At 69.7% G+C, this 25218-nt stretch carries 14 protein-coding genes and 1 pseudogene; 13 read left to right on the forward strand and 2 right to left on the reverse strand.

Annotation, left to right across the window (positions count from 1 at the left end; all coding sequences use genetic code 11):
* Positions 1 to 96: 96 nt before the first annotated feature.
* Positions 97 to 13680 (forward strand): filamentous hemagglutinin family protein, encoded by a 13584-nt coding sequence (locus HPA01S_RS03210; protein ID WP_066266562.1) that lies wholly within the window; start codon positions 97 to 99, stop codon positions 13678 to 13680.
* Positions 13681 to 13722: 42 nt separating this feature from the next.
* On the opposite strand, the gene HPA01S_RS03215 is transcribed toward HPA01S_RS03210, so the two are convergent.
* On the reverse strand, positions 13723 to 14160 hold the full coding sequence (locus tag HPA01S_RS03215; RefSeq protein ID WP_066266564.1) for a hypothetical protein: 438 nt from the start codon (positions 14158 to 14160) through the stop codon (positions 13723 to 13725).
* A gap of 302 nt (positions 14161 to 14462) precedes the next feature.
* Between HPA01S_RS03215 and HPA01S_RS03220 the strand changes: the two genes are divergently transcribed.
* The 10 genes from HPA01S_RS03220 (at position 14463) to HPA01S_RS03265 (ending at position 23983) form a co-directional block, all read left to right on the forward strand.
* On the forward strand, positions 14463 to 16043 hold the full coding sequence (locus HPA01S_RS03220; protein WP_245638557.1) for a ShlB/FhaC/HecB family hemolysin secretion/activation protein: 1581 nt from the start codon (positions 14463 to 14465) through the stop codon (positions 16041 to 16043).
* A 65-nt stretch (positions 16044 to 16108) separates the two neighbouring features.
* The gene (locus tag HPA01S_RS03225) at positions 16109 to 17875 is read left to right on the forward strand and encodes a DUF2341 domain-containing protein (RefSeq protein ID WP_066266565.1); all 1767 of its coding nucleotides are present in this window, start codon (positions 16109 to 16111) and stop codon (positions 17873 to 17875) included.
* Positions 17876 to 17878: 3 nt separating this feature from the next.
* Positions 17879 to 18295: an ExbD/TolR family protein gene (locus HPA01S_RS03230; RefSeq protein ID WP_066266568.1), complete on the forward strand. Its 417-nt coding sequence runs from the start codon at positions 17879 to 17881 to the stop codon at positions 18293 to 18295.
* A gap of 10 nt (positions 18296 to 18305) precedes the next feature.
* On the forward strand, positions 18306 to 19028 hold the full coding sequence (locus tag HPA01S_RS03235; RefSeq protein ID WP_245638558.1) for a hypothetical protein: 723 nt from the start codon (positions 18306 to 18308) through the stop codon (positions 19026 to 19028).
* 47 nt (positions 19029 to 19075) lie between these two features.
* Positions 19076 to 20854, forward strand: a complete 1779-nt coding sequence (locus HPA01S_RS03240; RefSeq protein WP_066266570.1) for a putative porin — start codon at positions 19076 to 19078, stop codon at positions 20852 to 20854.
* A 10-nt stretch (positions 20855 to 20864) separates the two neighbouring features.
* Entirely contained in the window at positions 20865 to 21587 is a 723-nt protein-coding gene (locus tag HPA01S_RS03245; protein ID WP_066266573.1) for a hypothetical protein, read from the forward strand.
* 5 nt (positions 21588 to 21592) lie between these two features.
* On the forward strand, positions 21593 to 22519 hold the full coding sequence (locus HPA01S_RS03250) for a peptidylprolyl isomerase (protein WP_066266767.1): 927 nt from the start codon (positions 21593 to 21595) through the stop codon (positions 22517 to 22519).
* A 45-nt stretch (positions 22520 to 22564) separates the two neighbouring features.
* Positions 22565 to 23101, forward strand: coding sequence for a YbjN domain-containing protein (locus HPA01S_RS03255; protein ID WP_066266575.1), 537 nt, complete (start codon positions 22565 to 22567; stop codon positions 23099 to 23101).
* Positions 23102 to 23138: 37 nt separating this feature from the next.
* Positions 23139 to 23450 (forward strand): hypothetical protein, encoded by a 312-nt coding sequence (locus tag HPA01S_RS03260; RefSeq protein ID WP_066266576.1) that lies wholly within the window; start codon positions 23139 to 23141, stop codon positions 23448 to 23450.
* A 62-nt stretch (positions 23451 to 23512) separates the two neighbouring features.
* Positions 23513 to 23983: a hypothetical protein gene (locus tag HPA01S_RS03265; protein ID WP_066266578.1), complete on the forward strand. Its 471-nt coding sequence runs from the start codon at positions 23513 to 23515 to the stop codon at positions 23981 to 23983.
* Between the two features lie 24 nt (positions 23984 to 24007).
* Here the strand turns inward: HPA01S_RS03265 and HPA01S_RS03270 are convergent, their stop codons facing one another.
* Positions 24008 to 24355 (reverse strand): hypothetical protein, encoded by a 348-nt coding sequence (locus tag HPA01S_RS03270; protein ID WP_066266581.1) that lies wholly within the window; start codon positions 24353 to 24355, stop codon positions 24008 to 24010.
* A gap of 39 nt (positions 24356 to 24394) precedes the next feature.
* Between HPA01S_RS03270 and HPA01S_RS03275 the strand changes: the two genes are divergently transcribed.
* A complete protein-coding gene (locus HPA01S_RS03275) occupies positions 24395 to 24670 on the forward strand; it encodes a 2Fe-2S iron-sulfur cluster-binding protein (protein WP_066266583.1) in 276 nt (91 codons plus the stop codon).
* 49 nt (positions 24671 to 24719) lie between these two features.
* Positions 24720 to 25049: pseudogene (locus HPA01S_RS23490) on the forward strand (IS3 family transposase); the annotation flags it as partial.
* Positions 25050 to 25218 lie beyond the last annotated feature (169 nt).

A 25218-nucleotide genomic window follows, 5' to 3' on the forward strand; every position in this document is an offset into this window, starting at 1 on the left:
CCGGATCAGTCTTCTCAGCATGAGGCAGAGGCGCTGACACCCGTGTGGTGGCGCGCCGATGCTTGTGGAACCAAACGAACCCTTGCTGGACACCAGATGACCCAATCGCCGCGCGACCACCACCGTTTCCTGCGCTCCTTCGCTCCGCGTTTTTCGCCACTCGCGCATGCCGTGGCCTTGCTGCTGGCCTCCTCGGCAGGTGCCGTGCAGGCGCAGCAGGCGTTCAGCCCGGCGTGGTTTGCGGCCAAGGGTGCGGTGCAGAACAGCGCGCTGCAGACCGGCAAGCTGCCCAACGGCATGCCGGCCAGCGCCAGCCTCACACCCGCCGGACAGAGCGAGGCAGCGCGCGCGGAGCTGGCGCGTTCGCTCGCCAGCCTGGGGCGCACGGCGCAAAGCATCGCGGCCTTGCAGGGCGCACAGGCCGCAGCGCGAGCGGCCGCGCAGAAGGCCGCTTCGGCGGTGCCCGATGGCCTCGGCACCGACGGCCTGAACGTGGACACCAGCAGCCTCACGGCGGGCTGGGTCAACGCCAACCAGCCGACACAAAGCGTGGCCGATGGCCGCACCACGGTGCGTATCGAGCAGACCGCGGACAAGGCGATCCTGAACTGGGAAACCTTCAACGTCGGCAAGAACACCACGGTCGATTTCCAGCAGCAGGCCAACTGGTCGGCGCTCAACCGCGTCAACGATCCGCAGGCGCGGCCCAGCCAGATCCAGGGCCAGATCCAGGCCAACGGCACGGTGCTGGTGGTCAACCGCAACGGCATCGTCTTCAGCGGCTCCAGCCAGGTCAATACGCGCAACCTGGTGGCCACCGCCGTCGGCATGAGCGACGCGCAGTTCAAGAAGGGCCTGTTCAGCGAAGCGCAGGGCGCGGCGCACATCCCGACCCTGGCGAACGACCTCAGCTCCACCGCCACCAGCTTCACCCACGCCGCGGCCACGGGCGACGTGGTGGTGCAGGCCGGCGCACGCATCCAGACCCACAAGCCGACCAGCGTCACCGAAGGCGGTGGTTATGTGTTGCTGGCCGGGCGCGAGGCCCACAACGCCGGCGAGATCGTCACGCCATCGGGGCAGGCCGTGCTGGCCGCGGGCGATGCCTTCGTGATCCGCCGCGGCATGGCCAGCGACGCGAACCAGACCTCGACCACGCGTGGCAACGTGGTCAGCACGCTGCAGCAGGCCGGTTCGTCGGCGGGCCTGGTGAGCAACACCGGCCTGATCCAGGCCGTCACCGGAGACATCACGCTCACCGGCCAGGACGTGCGCCAGCAGGGCGTGGCGGTGGCCACCACCAGCGTGCACACGCGCGGCACGGTGCACCTGAACAACGCCGCGGGCGACGCCGCCGGCCGTGTCACGCTGGGCGCGGGCAGCGTCACCGCGGTGGTGCTGGACGAGACGGTCGCGACCGCGCTGGACACCCAGCGCGATGCGCTCATCAAGGATTCGGACAAGGTCGGTGACGGTGTGGCACACCGGCGCGACCAGTCGCTGGTGCTGATCGACAGCGCCGGTGCGGTGGACTTCCTCGGTGAATCGCTCACCCTGGCCACGGGTGGCCAGGTGATGGTGAAGGCCGCGCGCGCCGCCGTGGCCAGTGGCGCGGTCATCGACGTCTCGGGCGCGGTGGGTGTGCGCGTGGCGATGGAAGCCAACAACGTGCTCGTCAACGTGCAGGGCAACGAGCAGCGCGACGCGCCCATCAACCGCGACGACAAGAGCCTGAACAACAAGAACATCTGGGTCGACCGGCGCCAGCTGGTGTTCGTGCCCGCCGGCACCAACGGATATGCCACCGACCGCTGGTACACCGCCGGCGGCCTGCTGGAAGTGGGGGGCTACCTGGGCGTTACCGGCCATGGTGTCGGCGAGTGGATGGCGCAGGGTGGCACGGTGCAGTTCTCCGGCGGCGAGGTGGCCACGCGCGCCGGCAGCCTGATCAACCTGGCCGGCGGTGCGCTGGACGTGCAGACCGGTTACGTGAGCCAGACCTACCTGAAGGGCTCGGACGGGCGCATCTACGCCGCCTCCAGCGCGCCGGGTGACCTGCTCTACACCGGCCTCTACCGCGGCTACGAGCTCAACCACAAACGCTGGGGCGTGACCGAGAGTTTCGCCAACCCGCTGATCGCCCCCGGCCAGCGGCTGGAGAACGGCTACACCGTGGGCCGCGACGCGGGCCGGCTCATCGTGTCCACGCAGGGCGCGACGCTGGAAGGCGCCATCGACACGGCGGTTTACCAGGGCATGCAGCAGACCCGCAAGCGCGACCTCTCGCTGGACGGCTACCAGCAGGCGCAGACGGCGCTGGCGCAGCGCGGGCAACTGATCATCGGCACCTACCAGCCGGTGTACGACAAGAACACCGGCCTGCTGCGCCATGGCGCCGGGGCGGTGGTCAAGGAAGTGGCCATCGGCGACGTGGCCGCGGGCGGCACGCCGCAGGCCGGCCACATGGCGCTCGACGCCGGCTGGCTCGACGCCCAGCAACTCGGTTCGCTGGAGGTGTACGCACAAGGCCGTGTCACGGTGAACGAAGCGATTTCCGTCGCGCACGGCGGCCACATCGCGCTGCATGCGAGCGACGTGAACGTCAACGCCGACCTCACCGCGCGGGGCGGCAGCATCCGCCTGGGCGACATGGTGGTGTTGAACGTTCCCAGCAGCGACCCCTGGCAGGACACGCCGATCGGCCACCTGACCTCGACCGGCTACGAGCGCCAGGTGGTCGTCGGCAACGGTGTGACGCTGGACGCGCGCGGCGTCTGGAACAACCAGGCGCTGGACGGTGACATCCGTGGCCTGCCCTTCATCGACGGCGGCAGCGTCATGCTGCGCAGCTCCGGCAGCGTCACGCTCTCCGCGGGCAGCCTGATCGATGTCTCCTCCGGCGCTACCTGGGGCGTGGACAACCGCATCGCCGGCGGCAAGGGCGGCAGCGTCACGCTCGCCTCGGCCCAGTACGGCGGCAGTGGCGTGGTGGCGCTGGACGGCAAGATCCGCGGCCATGGCGTGAAAGGGGGTGGTGCGCTCAACATCGAGAACGGCACGCTCGTGAGCATCGGCGGCGAGCTGCCGCAGGCCGTCAGTGAACTGGCGGTGGGCGAGGTGAGTGATCTGCCGCTGCGCCTGGCGGCCGATGTCGTGCTGGCGGCGGGCGACATGATCCCGGTGAGCTTCGTGGTCGTGTTGACGCGTGTGCAGGGCGGGGAGCCCATGCCCTCGCGCATGCGGCCGATGGTGACTTCGGCCAACCCCGTGACCCTGCAGGGCCCCTGGACGCTGCCCGTCACGGTGCAGATCGCCAACGGGCCGGTGCGCTACGCCGGCACCACCCTGCCGGCCGGCACGGTGCTGTCCACCATCACCGAACTGGATGCCGGCTTCGTGGTGCCGGCGGATGTGTTCCCCAACGGCCTGCCCATTCAGGAGCAGACCCTGAGGTACACCGCGGGCACCACCACGCCGGTGGCGCTGGTGGTGCCGCGCGGCACGCGCATGCCGGCCGGCACGGCGTGGCAGCAGCCGGTGGCCGTGCAGTCTTTCCTGGCGCTGGATGGCGGGGTGTTCCAGTCCGGCTTCAAGAGCTACAGCGTCACCGGGCGCGACGGCCTGATCGTGGTGCCCGGCGCCCAGCTCGACGTGGCCATGCCGGTGCTGCAGGCCGATGCGGCGGCGGCGCGACTGCTCGCCAGCGGCGAGGACCCGTCGTCGGTGCTGACCGAGTGGCTGCCTTCGCTGCAGCAGGACCAGCCCGCGCGTGGGCAGCTCACGCTGCGCCAGGGCGCGAGCCTGGCCCTCACCGCGGGTGATGTGCAGGGCAATGGCAACCTGAACCTGGAGGCGGGCAGCCGCATCACGGTGGATCCGGGCCAGTCCATCACGCTCATGGGCAACGGCCAGATCACGCTCGACGGCACGCTGCAGGCCCATGGCGGCCGCATCTCGGTGCTCTCCGGTGACGCGCCCAGCGTGGGCAGCAGCAACCTGCCCGTGGGCACGCCGAACGCGCGCTCGCTGTGGGTCGGCGAGTCCGCGGTGCTCGACGTCTCGGGCCAGGCCTTCACCGGGGTGGATGGCAACGGCCGCCGTTATGGCCGGGTGCTGGACGGCGGCACCATCGAGATCGGCGGCCGGCACGACCTGCAGGCGGTCGGCAAGGGCGCCATCGCCGCTTTCGTCGTGGTGCGCGAAGGCGCCGTGCTCGACGCCTCGGGCGCACAGGCGGTGCTGGATCTGCCGGACCTCGGCGAAACCGCGCTGGCCAGCCACGGTGGCGCGATCTCGCTGAGCTCGGGCAACGGCCTGTTCATCGACGGCGACCTGAAGGCCGCGGCCGGTGGTGCCGGCGCCATGGGCGGCACGCTGGTGCTCAACCTCGACACGCCGGTCTACGGCCCGGTGGACCGGTTCGGCTACAAAGGCCTGGCCGTGGACGACGCGGTGCGCGTGCCGCGCGAGCTGGTGATCGAACAGGTGTATGGCGGCAGCGGACTCGGCCAGGACGTGCAGGTTGGCCAGATGCATGCGAGCCTGGCTTACGGGCACGCCCGCTACGGCGTGGACGCCATCCACGCGGGTGGCTTCGACACGGCGGCCCTCTCGGTCAACGGCCTGCTGAGCTTCGACGGCGACATCAACCTGCGCATGGCACAGGGGCTCTACCTCACGGCCAGCGCCATGGGCTTGTCCACCGCCGCGCCGCGCGACAGCCAGGTGCACCTGGCCGCGCCTTACCTGCGGCTGGCAGGCTCGACGGGCCGCCAGCGCGACAACACCATCATGCCCAACCCGGTGTTCGGTTCGCAGAACGCCGGTGCCGGCGGCGGCACGCTGGGTGTGCCGCTGGTGGCCGATGCCGCCAGCCTCAACATCTCGGGCAGCCTGGTCGACATCGTGGGTGAATTGGGCGTGGGCGCGCGCGGCACCATCATCCTCAACGCCGTCACGCCGCTCTCGGTGGAGCGCGATGCCTTCGGCCGTGTCCGCATCGAAAGCACGGGCGACCTGCGCCTGCGCGACGGCCGCTTCTTCTCGCCCGGCGACACCACGCTGGCCGCCGCGCAGATCTACGGCAGCGGCGCCATCGTGGTGGGCGCGGTCGGTGAGCGCACCGCGTGGGGCTCGGTCACCCGCAGCTTCGATCCGGACCGCGTGCTCACCATCGAGCGCATGGGCTCGGCCCTGCCGCCGTTGCCCTACGACGTGTTCGGCGCCATGACCTTCGCCGCCGCCACGGTCAACCACGGCGGCGTGCTGCGCGCGCCCTTGGGCAGCATCACCTTCGGGCTGGCCGATGGCTCGGGCTACACCGGCGCCGTCAACCTGCTGCCGGGCAGCATCACCTCGGTCAGCGCCAAAGGCCTGGTCATGCCTTACGGCGGCACCGTCGATGGCCTGACCTACACCTACAACGGCGTTGACGTGGTGCACCAGGGCGTGGGCTGGGAGCCCAAGGTGGACTTCAGGTCGCATGCGGTGAACGTGCACAGCGGTGCCGTGGTGGACCTCTCCGGTGGTGGTGAACTCACCGGTGCGGCTTTCCTCGAAGGCCGCGGCGGCTCCACCGATGCGCGCCTGCACCCGCTGGTGCAACTGCGGGCCGATGGCAGCGGCTTCACGCTGCCGGGCCTGTCCACCAACCCGGTCTATGCCATCGTGCCGGGCGTGCAGCCCGGCGCCGCGCCGCTGGGTGCCGAGAAAGGCGCCGGCGACCCGCTGCTCAATCGCCAGATCACCATCGGCGCCGGTGTGCCGGGCCTGCCCGCCGGCACCTACACGCTGCTGCCGTCCACCTACGCGCTGCTGCCCGGGGCTTTCCGGGTGGAGCTCAACGGCCTGGCGGGCAGCGGCACGCAGTTCGGCGCCACCAGCGCCATGCGCAACGGCTCCTACAACACCGCTGCGCGCCTGGGCATCGCCAACACCGACATGCTCGACGTGCTCTCGACCCAGGCCATCTTCACGCCGGCCGACACGCTGCGCGCTTACTCGCGCTACAACGAAACCAGCTACGCCGGGTTCGCCCTGCAGCAGGCCGCCCGCGAAGGCGTGCCGCGTCCGCTGCTCGAACGCGACGGCAAGGCGCTGAACCTGATGCTCAGCGAGCCGTCCACCCCCGGCTCCTTCGGCCTGCCGCAGTTCGTCGTCGATGGCGCCATCCTGAGCGCGCCGGCCCAGGGCGGCAATGGCACGGTCACCAGGCTCATGAACGCCGGCGAGTACGAGCTGCTGGCCGATGGCCGCGAACGCACGGCCGGTTTCGGCGGTGTGTCGGTGCACGCCAGTGACCTCAACGCCACCGGTGCGTCGCGGCTGGAGATCGGCAGCATGCTGCGCAGCACCTACACGGACCACAACGGCTCGCTGAAGAACGCGAACGTCATCACGGTGAGCAGCAACACCAGCCGCCACATCGTGCTGCGCGAAGGTGCGGTGCTGCAGGCGGCCGACGTGTTCCTGATGTCCGGCCGCACCGACGGCAGCATCACCGTGGAGAACGGCGCGAGCATCAACACGCTGGGCCGGGGCGCCTCGGCCTACGAAGCGTCGCAGGGCTACATCTACCAGCCCGGCCTGAACGCCATGCTGGCGCTCTCCAACGGCCAGATCGACCTGCTGGCGCCGTCCGCACCCAACCCGCAGACGCCGACCGCCGGTGCCAGCGCCATCGAGATCGGCCTCTGCGCCGTGGGCAGCGCCTGCACGGGCGACACCCGGCTTTATGCCGAGGGCACCATTGCCACCGCCACCGACAACCGCTTCGTGCTGGGCGACACCGTGCGCTACGGCACGCGCAACCTGTCGCTGGCGCTGGGTGGCGTCAACGTGGGCAACGGCGCGGCGCTGGCCGAGGTCGATGCGCGGGGCGCACTGCCTGCCGGCATGACGCTCAACCAGGACCTGATCGACCGCCTGCTGCTGGGCGACACCAGCACCGGCGCGCCCGCGCTGGAAGCCTTGTCGTTCACCGTGCGCGACGCCATCAATTTCTTCGGCGACGTCACGCTCTCCACCTACGGTGCCGATGGCAAGTCGGCGCTGAAGCAGCTGGTGCTCGGCACGCCCGCCATCTACGGCCATGGTGATGCCGGCTCGGTGGCCCGCATCCACACCGACACGCTGATCTGGACCGGCGCGCTCACGCCACCGGCCGGTGTGATCGCCGGCGGCCCGGGCACCGGGCAGGGCGAGCTGGTGGTCGATGCGCGCGAGATCGTGTTCGGCTACGGCCCGCGCAGCCGGCCCGACACCGTGCGCGAGCAGGACCGGCTGGCGCTGGGCTTCTCCAACGTGCGCCTCAACGCCAGCGAACGCGTGACGGCAACCCACCAGGGCACGCTCGCGGTCTACCAGAGCCAGGGTGCCTGGAACGCCACGGACAAGGCTTACGACCGCAGCGGCGGCAACCTCTTCATCAGCACACCGCTCATGACCGGCAACGCCGGCTCGGTGAACCGCATCACCGCCGGCGGCGACATCCGCGTGAGCGGCGCGGCCAGCGCAGCGGCGGCCGACAACGCGGCGCTCGTGGGCGCGCTCGGTGCCGAGATCGCGCTCGACAGCCGCGGCGGCCAGCTGGTGCTCGACACCGCCGTGCTGCTGCCCAGCGGCAAGCTGAGCCTGGCGGCACTGGGCCCGGTGACGCTGGCCGACGGCGCACGGCTGGACCTCGCCGGGCGCAAGATCGACTTCTTCGACACCCGCAAGTACAGCTGGGGTGGCGACGTGCTGATCCACAGCCGCAGCGGTGGTGTGCAGCAGGCCGCAGGCTCGCGGATCGACCTCTCGGCCGAACACAACCGCGCTGGCAAGCTCGGCGTGGCCGCGGCGCAGGGCGCGGTGGCCCTGGCCGGCGCGATCGACGGCAGCAGCAGCGGCCACTACGACGCCGGTGGTACCCAGGTGCCTTACCTCGCCGGCCGCATCGACGTGCACGGCCGCACCATCGCCGACTTCGCGGGCCTCAATGCGCGCCTGAACGAAGCCGGCGTTACCGGTGGCCGCAGCTTCCGCCTGGGCGAGGGCGACCTCGCCATCGGCAACGAGGTGAAGGCGCGTGAAGTGAACGTGTCGCTCGACGCCGGCCACCTCACGGTGAACGGCACCATCGACGCCAGCGGCGAACAGGCCGGCAGCATCCGCCTGGCTGCCAGGGACGGCGTGACCCTGGCCGGCACCGCGGTGCTCGATGCCAGTGCCAGCGTGCTGCGCGTGGACAGCCGCGGCAAGACCATCGACGCGCCCAACCGCGCCGTGATCGAGATCGATGCCGGCAGCGGCACACTGGCCATCGCCAGCGGTGCGCGCATGGACCTGCGCGTGGCCGGCGCCACCGGCGTGCACGGCACCGTGGCGCTCAACGCGCCGCGCGTGGGCGGCAACGATGTCGCCATCGACGCCGCCGGCACGGTGACCATCGACGGCGCCAAGGCCATCCACGTCAATGCCTTCATCACCGACCACGGCGCCGATGCGGGCACCGAGGCCACCACCAGCGGCCAGACCTACCAGGTCATCGACCAGGCCTACCTGGACCGCCTGCACGGCGAGAGCAATACCTTCATCAACGCGGCGCTCACCAACGCCGACCTGATGGAGCGCAAGCTCGCCGGCCTGCGCGGCTACCGCGACCAGTTCCACCTGCGCCCCGGCGTGGAGGTGGTGGCGGACCTGTCCGTCAACACCGATGGCAACCTGCATGTGGACGGCGACATCGACCTCTCCGGCCATCGCTACGCCAGCGTCAACCCGCGCACGCCACGCAACGCACTGGCCTACGGCTCGGGCGAGGCCGGCGCACTGGTGCTGCGCGCGCAGGGCGACCTGGAGGTGTTCGGCAGCATCAGCGACGGCTTCGACGGCAGCCGCCTGCAAAGCAACTTCGACAGCGGTGGCTGGGTGCTGACCCACGGCCGCCAGCTCTGGGGCTCCGACGTGGTGGTGCCGCATGGCGGCACGGTCACGCTGGCCGCGGGCACCGGCTTCCAGTCCGGCCGCGTGCTGAACTACGACCTGCCCATTGGCCCCATGCTCATCGCCACCGGCACCCTGCTGCCCGCCGAGGCCTCGCTGGCGCAGCCGCTGGCGCTGGCGCGCGGCAGCGTGCTGAGCGCAAACGTGCGCGACGCGGCGGGCAACGTGTTGTACGCGGCCGGCACCGTGCTGGCAGACGCCATCAGCCTGCCCGCCGGGACCCGCTTCGACGCCGGTTTCCGCCTGTCCTCGAACGCCCGGATGGCGGCGATGACCTGGCCCGCCGGTGTGCCGCTGCCCTCGCAGCCTTCCAACACCGCGGTGGTGTTGTCCACCGCGCTGGTGCTGGGCAAGGGTGCGTTCATTCCGAGCGAAACCACGGTGATGCTGGCGGGTGGCGCCACCACCGTGGACCTGCGGCCACGCGACAGCGACGGCCACCAGGGCCGCGTCTGGGCGGTGGCCCCCATGCTGCCGGGTGGCTCGCAGTCGTGGGACCTCACGCTGGTGGCCGGTGCCGACACCGCGGCGGCCGACCGCCTCACCACGCTGCACGAGAGCGGCGCGCGCCTGCGTTTCTCCGACATGCACTACGGCAAGGCCGGGGGTGTGCGCGACGTGCCCGGCACCGGCTCGCCCGAGACCTTCAGGTGGGTTGACCCCACGCTGCTCGAGCAGGTGATGCTCGAGTGGTACGGCGAATACGCGCTGAGCTTCGTGCCGGTGGTCGGCGAGATCATCACGCAGGACCAGATAGACGAACTCGCCGCCTGGCTGGGTACGCCCGAAGACCTGAACACCTTCGGCTTCGGCGACATCACGGCGCTGCATGCCCCGGCGGTGCCGGCGGACAAGGAGTTCGTCAGTCTGCCGGGCGTGCGCGAGCAGCTCTCCAGCGTGGTGCGCACCGGCACCGGCGACCTGCGCCTGGTTTCGGGCGGCGACATCGCCACCACCTCGCTCTACGGCATCTACACGGCCGGCACGCCGTCGGCTGCGCTGGAGCCCGGCAACAACGACCGCCACAACCTGCCGCGCAGCCGGCCGAACGGCTCGGTGCTGGGCGGGCATGGCCTGCCTTTCGAGCCACTGGTCAACGGTGGTGCCGACAGCCTCTACCAGGCCTGGTACCCCGAAGCCGGTGGCAACCTGCTGCTGCGTGCCGGTGGTGATGTGATCGGCGACAGCCTGAGCGGCGGCGGCGGCACCTTGCGCTTTGAAAGCATGGGCCTGCCCACGGGCATGATCGCGCCCACCTCATCGGTCGGCAACTGGCTGTGGCGCCAGGGCACGGGCAGCGTGCAGACCGGCGCCGACGGCGTGCCCACCGCCTGGTGGATCAACTTCGGCACCTACGTGCTGCCGCCCGAGACCGACAACTTCTACGACAACTTCGTCGAGATGCCGCGCCAGGTGGGCTTCACCGGTTTCGGCACGCTGGGCGGCGGCAACCTGGTGTTCGAGGCCGGCGGCGACGCGGGCATGCTGCAAGGCCGCGGCGATCACGGCGGTTTTTACCTGTTCCGCAGCTCGGGGGTGAACCTCGCAGTGGCCAGCACCGGCCGCGTGGCGGCCGACGGCAGCCTGGTGCTCACCGGCGGCGGCGACCTGGACATCCGCCTGGGCGGTGGCCTCAACGCAGACCCGGCGCGCAACGCGTTCACGGGCTCCAACATCGAGCCCGTGGCCAACGTCATTCCGCCACGCGACCGCCACCGCCTCGACCTCAACGGCAGCATCACCAACCTGCGCGGCGCGCTCAGGCTGGAGGCCGGCAACGTGGGCACCGTCGAACTGAAGTTCGGCCGGCAGGACCCGAAGGACTCGCGCCCGAACGACGTGTTCAACGCCACCTCGGCGGCGTCGGCTGGCGGGCCGGTGCTGGTGCTGGGCGATGCCGCGGCGCGCCTGGATGCACGTGGCGACCTGGTGCTGGGCAGCGTGGCCGACCCCGGCCGTGCCGCGCAGCTGCACGGCGGCACGCCGTTCCAGTTCGGCGGGCAACGCCACGCCAGCGGCGGCTACAGCTGGTTCTCGTTGTGGACCCCGTCCACCGCCGTGGACCTGCTGGCCGCCGGCGGCCACCTCACGCCCACGCTCAACCCCGTGGACTCGAGCAACCTCTCCGACGCGCGAGCGACCGACAACAACGCGATGTACCCCTCGGTGCTGCGCGCGGCGGCGGCCAGCGGCAGCATCTTCTACGGCAACCCGGGCGGCGCGCTGACCGGCGTCACCCTGGCGCCATCGCCCGTGAGCGACCAGTTCGTGGCCAGCGGCACCGGCCAGCTCGAACTGCTGGCGGCCGGCTCGCTGTACGCAGCGGGCGCCAACTTCTCCACCTCCGGCGCCGATCCGACGGCACTGCCCGACCCCTTGCGCCCGGCCTTCGTCGGTTACGGCAACCGGGTCTGGTATGGCCGCGAGCTGCTCCACAACGTGAGCCAGAACGCGGTGGCGCCCGGCATCTTTGGCAGCCTGACCAGTGGAGACAGCTCGTACAACGACGGCGGCTACACGCTGTTCCCGTTTGCGCCACCCACGGCGTCGGGCCATGTGAACGTGGGCAAGGCGCCGTCGCGCTACTACGCGGTGCAGGGCGACATCGTCGGCGCGCGCACGGGCACCATCATCTACCGCGGCAGCATCACCGGCGTGACGACGCTGTACGAGAACTGGTACGACGGCGGCGGCGCCGTGGCCATCCGCGCCGGCCGGGACATCGTCAACTCGGGCACCACGCTGGGCAGCTACGACGGCCTGAGCACGTTCACCGGGCTGCGCCCCGGCACGAACGGCTGGACCACGGTGGAAAACCGCATCGACCTCACCGCACCGCACCGGCCCGACGCCATCGGGGCCAGCACCGGCCGCGGCAACCTGATCGTGCACACCAGCGCCGACGACGTGTCGGTGGTGCAGGCCGGCCGCGATCTGCGCCACAGCTCGTTCTACATTGCAGGCCCCGGGTTGCTGGACATCAGCGCGGGCCGCGATGTCTACATGGCCGACAAGGGTGAACTGCGCAGCATCGGCGCGGTGGCCAACGTGACGCCGGGCGACCGCAGCAGCGGCGCCGGCATCGCGGTGGCCGCGGGCATGGGCCGCCTGGGTGCCGACTGGTCGGCCTTTGCCGCCCGTTACCTCGACGCGGCGAACCTCGCCACCGAAGGCCTGCCGCTGGCCGATCAGCCGGGCAAGGTGGTGCGCACCTACGGCGGCGGCATCACGCTGGCGCAATGGCTGGCGGCCGAGTTCGGCTACGCCGGTGACGAGGCCGGGGCCGACGCCTTCCTGGCGGCACAGCAACTGCAGCTGGACCAGACCCGCCAGCAGGCCCTGGCCCAGGGCGGCACCGCGAGCAACCGCCACCTGGCGCGCGAGTACAAGCTGGAGAGCCAGCTGCACCTCGTCAACTGGCTCGGCAACCGCTTTGGCGGCGCCAACGGCAGCGGCCTGCACTTTGATGCTGCCACGATGGACGCGCGCGCCTTCTTCGATGCGCTGCCACCGGCCCAGCAAAGCGCCTTCCTGCGCAACGTCTACTACGCCGAACTCAAGGCCGCCGGCCGCGAGTACAACGCGGTGGACGGACCACGCGAAGGCAGCTACCTGCGTGGCCGCGAAGCCATCGCCACCCTGCTGCCATCGCGCGACGCGCAGGGCGAGGCAATCACCTACCAGGGCGACCTCACCATGTTCAGCAGCGCGCTCTACTACGACCAGTTCGTGACCGAGAACCCGCCGCTGCGCCGCCCCGCGCCCGGGCTGAACTATGTGAGCGAAACCGAATGGCAGGCCATGGGCCGGCCGAGCTACAGCGTGCCGTACTACAAGGTCAACGACGCCGGCATCCACACCGATTTCGGTGGCGACGTCAGCCTGCTGGTGCCGGGTGGCCGCACCCTGGTGGGTGTGGACGGTGGCTTCTCGCCCGGTGCGGGCTCGGGCATCCTGACGCAAGGCGAGGGCGACATCAACATCTTCTCGCAGGGCGACATCCTGATGGGCCAGAGCCGCATCTTCACCACCTTCGGCGGCAACATCCTGGCCTGGTCGGCCGCGGGCGACATCAACGCCGGCCGCGGCTCCAAGACCACGGTGGTGGCCACGCCGCAGCGCCGGCTCTACGACTCCATGGGCAACGTGGCGCTGTCGCCTTCGACGCCGAACACCGGGGCCGGCATCGCCACGCTCAACCCGATCCCCGAGGTGCCCCCGGGCGACATCGACCTGATCGCGCCGCTGGGCACGATCGACGCGGGTGAAGCCGGCATCCGCGTCTCGGGCAACGTCAACCTGGCGGCCCTGCAGGTGCTCAACGCCGAGAACATCCAGGTGCAGGGCGAGGCAGTGGGCATCCCGATGGTGGCCTCGGTGAACATCGGCGCGCTGACCAACGCCAGCGCGGCCGCCGCGCAGGCCACGACAGCGGCGCAGGACGTGGTGCAGCGCGAACGCGCGGCGGCGCGCCAGGCACTGCCTTCGGTGTTCACGGTGCGCGTGCTCGGCTTCGGCGACCAGCCGGCGGAAGGCGCGGCACCCGAACCGGCAGGCCGTGCGCCGGTGCCTGCCGAGCGCACCAGCTACGACAGCAACAGTCCGTTCCAGTTCGTGGGACACGGCGCGCTCACCGCCGAGCAGCTGCAACAGCTCACCGAACGCGAACGCCGCGCCATGACGTCCGGCGGCTGAGCTTCACCGGCCGGGCAGGCCCCGGCCGGCGGGGCTTGCCCTTCAGGGCCGCGGCACGGCCGGGATGGGCGTGCGTTCGGGCGCGTCGCCCGGCCGCTGTGGGAAGGCCGAAATACCGAACTGGTTGCCCATGCGGTGGCCGGTGGCGGCGCGGTTGAACAGGCCCAGCTGGTTCGACGGTCGCAGCACGATGGCCTCCGACGCCAGCCGTGGCGCGGCCTGCGAAGACCGGGCACCTTGGCCTGCTGGTGCGAGCCTCTGCGTGAGGCATTCGAAAGAGGGCGGTGAACGCTGCCCGTCCACCTCCACCTCGATGCAGGCGGCCGCGCCATCGCCGGGCGCCTGTTCCTGTGCCTGCGCATGGCACAGCCACGGCGCCAGCAACAGCAATGCCAGCGTGGCGACGCCGGCCCGGCGTGGCTTCGCGGCGTCCATGAGCGCGTCTGCGGGCTGTGGTCGGGCGGTCGTGCTGGCGCGCATCGGCGGTGCTCCTGTTGAAGGCCCGCGATTCTAGACAACGAAAAATGCAGCCGCATGACCGGGCCGCCCGGCCGCGCAAGACGGTCGGGCGCGGGGTGCCGCGTCGGTTTTTCTTTATGAAGTTTTCGTGACAAATCGCGGTTTCTGCCGGTGCCAGCCGTCTATGTATCAGGACGCCGGCACTGTCATCGGAACGCTTCACGATGGTGGGCTCCCGGCGTATTCGCACACCAGATATCGGAAATCGAGTTCATCCCATGCATGAAATGAAGAAGAGCGGCGCCGGCCCGCGATGGCGGGCTGTGTGCCTCGCCTCCCTGGCCCTGTGCAGCGGCGTGGTCGCGGCGCAGACCGAGGCCGGCGCGGCCGCCCCGGTGTCGGCGGAGCAGGCGCAGGAAATGGATGTGCTGGAGTACATCGTGCGTGGCAACACGGTGCTCGATGCCCGCACCATCGAACGCACGGTGACGCCTTTTCTCGGCCCGCGCAAGACGGTGAAGGACATCGAAAACGCGCGCGACGCCTTGCTCGCGGCCTACCAGGCCAAGGGTTACCAGTCGGTGTATGTGGACCTGCCGGAACAGCAGGTCACCGACGGGCTGGTGTTCCTGCAGGTCAACGAAACCCGGGTCGGCCGCGTGCGTGTGGTCGGCGCCGAATTCAACTCGCCGGTGGCGGTGCGTGAACAGGTGCCGGCGCTGCGCGAAGGCGCGGTGCCCGACTTCAACCAGGCCCAGGTGGAACTCACGGCGCTCAACCGCGGCGGCAAGCGGCAGGTGATGCCGCTGGTGCGGCAGGGCGCCTTGCCGGGCACCATGGACGTGGACCTGAAGGTGGACGACAGCAGCCCGTGGCGCGGCAGCGTCGGCCTCAACAACGACCGCAGCGCCGACACCCGGGCTCTGCGCATGACGGCCTCGGTCGGCCACGACAACCTCTGGCAACTCGGCCACAGCGCCTCGCTCAGCGTGTTCGCCACGCCGCAGGACATGGACCAGACCCAGGTGTGGTCGGGCTCCTACTCCGCGCCACTGCGCGGCACCAACTGGAGCCTGGACGCCTCGGGTTATGTGTCCGACAGCAACGTGGCCTCGGTGGGTGGCACCAGCGTGATCGGCAAGGGCTATTCGCTCGGCCTCAAGGCCAGCTACACCGTGCCCGACAGCGGCGCCTGGTGGCACAGCTTCAGCGCCGGTGTGGACTTCAAGAACAACGAAGAGGCGCTGAAGTTCGGCAACACCAGCGACGAAGTGCCGCTGCGCTATGCGCCCATCACGCTGGCCTACTCGGGCTACTACCAGGGCGAGAAGCTGCAGTACGGGCTGGGCCTGTCATTGGTGGTGGGCACGCGCACCTTCCTCGGCTGGGGCAGCGACTGGCGCGGGTTCAGCTACAAGCGCTACAAGGCCTCGCCCAGCTTCCATGTGGTCAAGGCCGACTTCAACGGCACCCGTGCGCTGGCCAATGCGTCCCAACTGGGCTGGCGTCTTGCAGGCCAGCTGACCGACGCGCCCCTGATCTCCGGCGAGCAGATCGCGGCCGGCGGCGCCAACTCGGTGCGCGGTTATCTGGCGGCCGAAGCCACCGGCGACGTCGGGCTGGTGGGCTCGGTCGAGTGGCGCACCCGACCGCTCACGCAACTGTCCAACCTGTTCGAGGACTGGCGCGCCTACGCCTTCATCGACGCCGGCCACCTGCGCCTGCGCGATCCGCTGCCGGAGCAGCAGGACCGCTTCACGCTCGCCTCGGTGGGCGTGGGCACGAATTTCCGCGTCGGCCAGCACCTGAGCGCGCGGCTCGATCTGGGCTACCCGCTCAAGGCCGGTGCACGCACCGAACGGCACAAGCCGCGCCTCACCTTCAACCTCACCGCCAGCTACTGAGCGCGGCGCCGACCCTTACCGCCCCTGCGCACTTCATTCCTACGAGTCTTCGGAGAACCTTTGTCATGCGACGCATCCTCTTTCTACTGTTCACGGCGCTGAGCGCGCTCCTGCCCAACCTGGCGCAGGCCGCCTGGTGGCAACCCGACTGGGCATACCGCAAGCCCATCACCATCGACGCCGGTCCGCAGGCTGCGGCCATCGGTGGTGACGCCGGCCGCACGCCGGTGCTGGTGCGCCTGCACACCGGCAACTTCAGCTTCGAGGGCGTGAGCGACACCGGTGCCGACCTGCGCTTCGTCGCCGCCGACGACAAGACCGTGCTCAACCACCAGATCGAACAGTTCGATCCGCTGCTGGGCATGGCGCTGGTCTGGGTCGACATGCCGGCGCTGTCGGAGGCCGCGCCGCAGCAGATCTGGATGTACTACGGCAACCCGAAGGCACCGGCGTCCGGCAACGGCCAGCTCAGCTTCGACCCCGACTACACGCTGGTCTACCACTTCGCCGAAACCGGTGCCCCGGCGCGCGACACCACCGCCTACGGCAACCACGCGCAGACCACCACGGTGACGGCCGAAGGCACGGTGATCGGGCGTGGCGCCATGCTGGGCAACGCGCCGCTGATGCTGCCGGCCTCGCCATCGCTGGCGGTGGCGGCTGGTGGTTCGTTCACCTTCAGCGTCTGGGTGCGCCCTGAAACGCTGGGCGCCAGCCAGGTGGTGTACTCGCGCCGCGACGGTGCGGGTGAACTCACGCTGGGCATCGACCAGGGCGTGCCCTTCGTGCAGGTCAATGGCCAGCGCAGCAAGCCGGGCCAGCCGATCCAGGCCGGCCAGTGGTCGCACCTCGCGGTCACCGCCGACGGCCAGGCCGTGAACCTGCTGGTGGGTGGGCGCACCGCCGCCACGCTGGCCGTGGCACTGCCCGCGCTCAACACGCCCGCCGCCGTGGGCGCCGCGGCCGACGGCCAGGCACTGGCTCCCTTCGTGGGCGCCATCGACGAAGTGCGCATCTCCAAGGTGGCGCGCCGCGATGCCCTGATGCTGGCCGACGCGGTCTCCCAGGGCGCCGAATCGCGCCTGACGGTGTTTGGCCCGGACGAGCAGCAGGCCGGCAAGAGCCACTTCGGCTACATCCTGGCCGCCATGCCGCTGGACGCCTGGATCGTGGTCGCGATCCTCGGCCTGATGATGGTGGTGTCGTGGGCGATCATGATCGGCAAGGGCCGCAGCTACGGTGCCATGTCGCGCGCCAATGCGGCCTTCATGGGCTACTTCCGCGAGACCGCCGGCGCGCCGCTGGATTCGCTGGCCAGGGGCAACAAGGTGCCGGCCGAGGTGCAGGCCGATTCTTCGCTCTGGCGCCTGTACGAAGTGGCGGTGGATGAAATGCGCCGCCGCCAGGCCCGGGGCTACGACCTGAACGCGGTGTCGGTGGCGACCATCGGCGCCATCCGTGCCGCCATGGACGGCGTGATGGTGCGCGAGAACGAGCGCATGTCCAAGCGCATGAACTGGCTCTCGACCACCATCGAAGGCGCGCCTTACGTGGGCCTGTTCGGCACCGTGATCGGCATCATGCTGGTGTTCGTGGTCGCGGCGATGGCCGGTGCGGTGGACATCAACTCGGTCGCACCCGGCATGGCCGCAGCCTTGTTGTGCACGGCCGCCGGCCTGGGCGTCGCCATTCCCGCGCTGTTCGGCTACAACTGGCTCGCATCGCGTTCGGACGCCATCGGCGCCGACATGGCCGTCTTCGTTGACGAGTTCTCCACCCGCCTGGCCGAAGAGCAGGGCGAGGGCCGCGGCCAGATGCTGCGGGGGGCCTGATCCATGGCCAACGCTGCAGCCAAGTTCGGCACGAAAAAGCGCACCGGCGGCATCAACATCACGCCGTTCGTGGATGTGCTGCTGGTGGTGCTGGTGATCTTCATCCTGACCAGCAACGCCAGCATCCCCGGCATCAAGGTGGATCTGCCCAAGGCGAGTTCGGCTGTTGCGCTGGAGAAGCCCAAGACCAAGGCCATCACCATCGACAACGATGGCCGCGTGTTCCTGGACGCGTATCCGGTGACGCTGGCCGAGCTGGAGCAACGCCTGCGCACCGAGAAGGCCTTGACGCCCGACTTCCCGGTCATCGTGCGCGGTGACTCGGCGGTCCAGTACGCCAAGGTGGTCGAGGTGCTCGATCTGTTGCGCCGCATCGAGCTCAACCAGATTGGCCTCGTGACCGGCAAGCCGGCCGCGTGAGGAGCGCAAGTTGAACACGCGCAACTCCCACGCCAGCGCCACCGCGCCGGCCACGCCGATGACACCGCGCGCCTGGTGGCGCCGCTGGGGTGGCACGGCCTTCGGCGTGCTGGCGGCCGCGCTGCTGCTGGCGCTGCTGTGGTACCTGCTGGCCGGCACGGCGAGCACCAAGCGCGAGGTGGCCAGCACCTCGATGCTGATGCTGCCGCCGCCCCCGCCGCCACCACCCGAACCCGAGAAACTGCCGGAGCCCGAACCGACGCCGGTGGAACCGAAGATCACCGAGGTGGAGCCCACGCCGGTGGAGTCGGTCGACAAACCGATGGACGACGCCGCCCCCAGCCCCTCGCAGGACATGGGCGACCCGCTGACCATGAACGCCGAGGCCCAGGCGGGCGAAGGCGGCATTGCCGTGGGCGGCGGCGGTGGCCGCACGGCGGGCGGCGGTGGCCTGGGCGCCGGTTCCTACCAGCGTTACCTGTCGGCGCAACTGCAGCAGGCCCTGGCGCGTGATCCACGCACCCGCAACCTGGTGTTCAGCGATCTGCGCATCGACCTCTGGCTCGCCGCCGACGGCCGCACCACCCGCTTCCAGCTGGTGCAGGGCAGCGGCAACGCGCGCACCGACGAGGTGGTGCTGGCGATGCTGCGCGAGATCGACCGAGTGGACGAGCGGCCCCCGCAATCGATGCGTTTCCCGATGCGTGTCTCCATGAACGGTCGTCGCCCCTGAGCGCGCGGGCGCCCGGCTTCCCCTTTTGAACCATCCCCGAATCAACCATGACCCAACACACACACCTCCCCGCGCACGCCGTGCGTCGCCGGGCCCAGACCATCGCCGTCGCGGCCGCACTGGCACTGACCTCCCTGGCCGCCAGCGCCCAGGCACCGGCCGCTGCCGCGGCGCCGGCCGAAAGCGCCATGGTGCGGCTCATCCGTGGCCTGATCCAGAGCGGCGCACTGGCCAAGGACGTCGGTGAAGCCCTGCTGGCACAGGCGCAGACCGAAGCCATGGCCGCACAGACCACGCAGCGCCAGGTGGCCGCTGCCGTGGCGGCGCCTGCCACGGGCCTGCGCCCGGAAGCGGGCGACGTGCGCGTGCCCTACATCCCGCAGACCGTGCGCGACCAGATCCGCGACGACATCAAGGGCGAGGTGATGGCGCAGGCCAAATCCGAGGGCTGGGCCGCGCCCAACGAAACGCCGGAGTGGACACAACGCATCCGCTTTGAAGGGGACGTGCGGGTGCGCAACGAATCGCGCCTGTTCTCCGCCGGCAACAGCAACGAAGTCGTTGACTACGCGGCCATCAACAAGGGCAGCGGTTACGACGTCAACCTCAACACCACGGCCGGCCTGCCCCCGCTGCTCAATACGCGCCAGGACCGCAAGCTGCTCTGGCGCGCGCGCGCCCGCATCGGCCTGGCGGCAGAGATCTCCGACAACACACACGCCGGCGTGCGCCTGGCCACCGGCGGCGACGACAGCCCGGTGTCCACCACCCAGACCCTGGGTGGCGGGCTGGGCAAGAAGAGCCTGTGGCTCGACCAGGCCTGGTTGTCCCACAAGCCGATGGAAGGCCTCACCCTCACCGGTGGCCGGTTCGGCAACCCCTTCGTGTCGAGCGACACGCTGTTCTCCAGCGACCTGAACTTCGACGGCGTGGCCGTGCAGTACCAGAAGGCATTGGCCAGCAACAAGGACCTGGAGATCTTCGGCACCGTCGGCGTGATTCCGCTTGAGTACTCGTCGGACAATTTCCCGCAGTACAGCCAGGACAAGGCCACGAGCCAGAACAAATGGCTGTTCGGCGTGCAGGCGGGTGCCAACTGGAAACTCGACAGCACCAACCGCCTGCGTGGCGCACTGGCCTACTACGACTTCCGCAACGTGACCGGCAAGGTCTCCAGCCCTTGCGCGTTGTACGCCGGCGCCAAATCCTGCGACAGCGACTGGTCGCGCCCGGCCTTCATGCAGAAGGGCAACACGCTGATGATGCTGCGTGACATCACGCTGAACCCGGCCAACCCCGCGGACACCGCGCAGCCGCAGTACTTCGGGCTGGCGTCCAAATTCCAGTTGCTGGACGTGAACTTCCGCTGGGACACCCAGGTGGCCAACGGCTACGGCCTGCGCCTGGACGCCAACTATGTGCGCAACCTGGCCTACGACAAGGCCGAGATGTTCCGGCGCGCGCGTGGCGGCATCGTGAACAACTACGGCGCCAACGCGCCGCTGGTGCCCACGCAGGCCGACTTCAAGAGCGGTGGCAACGCCTACATGTTCCAGGCCACCTTCGGCAAACCCAGCCCGTCGCAACGCGGCGACTGGAACGTCCTGGCCGGCTACAAGCGCATCGAACCCGATGCCATGCCCGACGGCTACAACGACTCGACCTTCCACCACGGCGGCACCAATGCCCGTGGGTACTTCATCGGCGGCTCTTACGCGATCGACAAGAACACCTGGCTCTCGGGCCGCTGGTCTGCGACGCGCGAGGTGTACGGGGCGCCGTACCAGATCGACACGCTGCAGCTTGAGCTGAACGCGCGTTTCTGAAGGAGCAGGCATGACACGGTTTGAACACACACGCGGCCTGCTGCACAGGACATTGCTCGCCTCGGCCCTCGCCGGTGCCGCGCTGGGCCTGGCGGGCGCCGCGCAGGCACAGGACTCGTCCATGGAAGAGCGGCTGCGCGCCCAGTTGCGCCTGGTGACCGGGCAACTGCAGCAGACGCAGAACGAACTGGCGCAGATGAAGGCCGGTGGTGCAGCGAGCGCACCGGGCGCCGCCACCCGGGCACCTGCACCCGACACCGAGGCGCTGCGTGCCGAGCTGGCCCAGAGCCGCGCACAACTCGCGCGCGAACGCGAGGCGCGTGCGCGCCAGGACAGCGAACGCACGGCGGCCCAGCAGCAGGCGCGTGAGGCGGTGGACAAGGCGGGTGCACAGGTGGCGCAGTTCCGTGGCGCCTACGACGAACTGCTCAAGATGGCACGCGCCTCGGAGGCCGAACGTCAGCGCCTGGGCCAGGAGGTGGCTTTGCAGAAGGCCGCGGTGGCGCAATGCGAGGTGAAGAACCAGCAGCTGTACGCGGTCGGCATGGAAGTGGTGAACGCCTACGAGAAGCTCGACCTGAACACCGTGCTCTCGTCGCGCCAGCCGTTCGCCACCAGCCGCCGCGTGAAGCTGGAAGAGATCGCGCAGCAGTACGGCGACAAGCTGTACCAGAGCCGGTTCGACGTGCGCGCCGTCAATGCCCCGGCAGACCAGGCCGCCACCACACCATGACCGCCATGAAGACCCTTCACCGACAGGCCGCGCGCAGCGCGCTCGGCCTCGCGCTTGCCGCGTTTGTGATCCCCGCGCTGGCACAGACCCCGGCCACGGCCAGCCCGCCAGTGGCCCGCCTGGGTGCCGTGTCGATTTCGGCCAACGAGGTGGAGCGCCTGCTGCAGGCCATGCCGGAGGCCGAGCGCGCGCAGTTGAAGACCGACCGTTCCGGCCTTGAGAACTGGCTGCGCCAGCGCCTGGCGAGCGAGCAGCTGCTGCGCGAGGCGCGCCAGCAGCAATGGCAGGAACGCCCCGAGGTGAAGGCGCGTGTGGACGCGGCGGTGCGGGAGATCACCGACCGCATCGTCAGCAGCAGCTACCTGGCCTCGGTGACCGCATTGCCTGCGGACTACCCGAACGATGCAGAACTGGCCGCGGCCTACGAGCAGGCCAAGCCCGGCCTCAACGTGCCCGCCAGCTACCGCGTGGCGCAGATCTACCTGCCCACACCACCGCAGGCGGATGCCACCACCACGGCACAGGTGCGCGCCGAAGCCGTCAAGCTCGCGGCGCAAGCCCGCAAGGGCGACTTTGCGGCGCTGGCCAAGGCCAGGTCTCAGGACGCACGCAGCGCCGCCCAGGGTGGAGAGGTCGGCCTGCTGCCCTTGGCGCTGATGCTGCCGGAGATCCGCGAGCCCGTGGCGCGCCTGCAGCCCAACCAGGTCAGCGAGCCGGTGCAGTCGCCGAGCGGCTTCCATGTGCTGAAGCTGCTGGCCATCCAGCCGGCCCGCCTGGCCACGCTGGAGGAAGCCCGGCCACGGCTGCAGGCCGCCCTGCGTGAGCAGCGCCAGCAGGCGCTGGTGAGCGAGTACCTCACCCGCATGGCGCCGGCCGCCAGCGTCAGCATCGACGCCGCCGCGCTGGACGCGGCGCTGCAGCAACGCCCCTGAGCGACCCATTCCATTTCTTTTTCTTTTGAACCACAGGACTTCCACATGAGCCAGAACACCACCGACCACACCGTTGCAACGCCGGCCACGGCCACTGCTTTGCTTTTCGCCATGACGCCCGACCAGGTGGCCGACGCCATCAAATCCTCGGGCTGCGCGGTGACGGCCATCGAGCAGGATGGCGTGGTGCGCCTGCACAGCGCCAGCCAGGGCATCGGCTTTCAGGTGCTGTGGGGCAACGCCAGCGCCACCGGCGAGTACCTGGACCTCACCCTGAGCTGCCCGCTGCGCGTGCAGGGCGGTGTGCTGCCGGAGAGCGTGCTGGCCGACTGGCACCGCAGCAAGCGCTTCGCCCGCGTCGCCCTGCACGGTGACTTTGTTGTGCTGGAGATGGACGTGCTGGCCGCCGGCGGCATCAGCCCGAACCACCTGGCCATGATGATGCAGCTCTGGAGCCAGATGATGGGCCAGTTCTTCGTGCACCTGCGCAACTTCAAGCCGGCCGACACGCCGGTGGATGGCGAGGCGGCGGCCGAATTGCCTGCGCAAGCCGGCGCGTTGAGCGAGCCCGTTGCCGCCTGACGCGTGGACCAGTCGCCATTCGCAGGGAGCCCGGGCCTTGGCCAGCGCGCTTGATCCGGGCCTCGACCCCGTGGTGCCACCCGCCACGGGCCGCCAGCAGACGCGCATTGCGGTGCGCCGGCAACGCGATCGCATGGCGCGGGCGGCCCTGATCTGGGAACGCCAGCGCGTGGACTTTGTGCGCTTGCTGGCCGAGACGATGGAGCAGTTCGACATCTCGCCGGCCGAGATATCGATCGCGCGCCGCGAGATCGCCGCCACACGCAGTGCCCGCATGGTGCCGCCAGGCGCCGCGGTGCATACCGCCGAGGTGGCACCGGGGCAGGCCGACGCAACGCCTGCACCATGAGCCGTGACGCCGCGGGCGGGCATCTCGCAAACCGATTCCAAAGACCTGAAGAGAGCCGCACGATGCCACCACCCGTGATCACGCGCCGCGAATCCCTGTGGGCACCGATGCGCCGCGCCATCGGCCGCCTGGGCCTGGGTCTCACGGTGTCGGCCGCGCCGGCACTGGCGCAGGGCGAGGCCGTTCCTTCGGTACCGCTGCACTGGAGTCGGTATGCGGAGTGGGTGAGCCAACAGTTCCAGGCCCGCCTGAGCGACCCGAACAACGAGGCCGTGCTGCGCCTGCACGGATGGATGCAGGCCGGCGTGCCGTTGCAGCCGCAAGCTGCCCGCGAGCCCTCGTTGGTGCTGCGGGTCTGGATCGCCCCCACGGGTGAAGTGGCACGGCTGGCCTTCGATTCGCTGGGGAATCTGTTGGCCGATGGCGACTTGCGCAGCCTGATCACGGCCGAACCCCTGGCGAAGCCGCCGCCGCAAGACATGTTGCAGCCGATGGTGTTGCAGTTGGCCCTGGGTGCGCCTCACTTTGAGTGAGCGGGCGTGGCGGTTGATGCCGCCTCAGTAAACCGTCTCGCGGGCTTCCAGCACCAGCGACACAACCCGGCAGCCTTTGCAACTCGCCTTGGCGCGCAGGCGGCAATCGGCATCGGCCTCGACCGCCAGGCGGTAGTGGTACTCCAGTCCGTCGGTCTCGCCCGGGTTGTCGCTCGGTATGCGCCGAGCCCACAAGCGTTTTCCATCCACCTCCACGGCCAGTTCCAGCCAGCTCCCGACGGCCTCCGCCGGCACATGCACCAGCAGCGTGGCATCCAGGTCGAAGGTGCGCTGGCGGCCCAGCGCCGCGGGGATCACCAGCGAGGCGACGGAGTCGCTGCCCGCGTCATACTTCCAATATTCCAGAGTCATGCGAAAAGTCTAAGCCCAAGCCACCCCGATCCCACGCACATGAAGACCTTCCGTATCCGGGTTGAAGGCCAGGCGGCTGACGCCGAAGCCGACAGCGAGACCAGTTTGTTCGCCGCGATGGCGCGCACGGGCATTGAATGGCGGGTGTCCTGCCGCAACGGCACCTGCCGCACCTGCATGGGTCTCTTGCTGCAGGGGCAAGTGCGCTACGACATTGCCTGGCCCGGCCTGAGCGCCGACGAAAAGGAAGAGGGCTATTGCCTGCCCTGCATTGCCCGGCCCATGGCAGATATCGTCATCGCCCAACAGGCTTGAAGGTTCGGCCTTCGAGGTGGGCTTGAAGGCAAGCAGCTCGTGTGCGCGGATGGCCGTGTGGAGGCGCAAGCCTCAGCAACACATCGTGATCCATGGCGACCAAGGCAGCCAATAAGGAAGCGAAGAGTTCAACCGATTCTGCGCAACCCGCAACCTCGAACCCGGCATGAGCAGGCGGGACAACTGCCGGGACAATGCTGTCGCCGAGTCTTCTTCAGCAGCCTGAAAAAGGAACGCATCCAAAAAGCGCATTTGCAAGACCCGGGAGTTCGCGCACGCCGATGTCTTCGGCCACATCCAAGCGTTTTACAACCGAACCCGCCGCCACCGCCATCTCGGTGGCATCAGCCCCGAAGCGTTTGAACGGGCTTCGGCTTGAGGCTGGAGCTTGTCTATCAGACCGGGAGCAGTCCATCCTGACAAGGTGCGCGCCATGGGGAGCGTTGTTTTGATTTCACGATCGCATAATCGAATAATCGTGATTAACTTTTGTCCTGACTCAACTTAGAGTGGCGCCCTTACCAATCAATGAGTTCCTGCGAAGGGGC

It is taken from the genome of Hydrogenophaga palleronii NBRC 102513, assembly GCF_001571225.1.
In the GTDB taxonomy this organism is placed as follows: Bacteria; Pseudomonadota; Gammaproteobacteria; order Burkholderiales; family Burkholderiaceae_C; genus Hydrogenophaga; species Hydrogenophaga palleronii.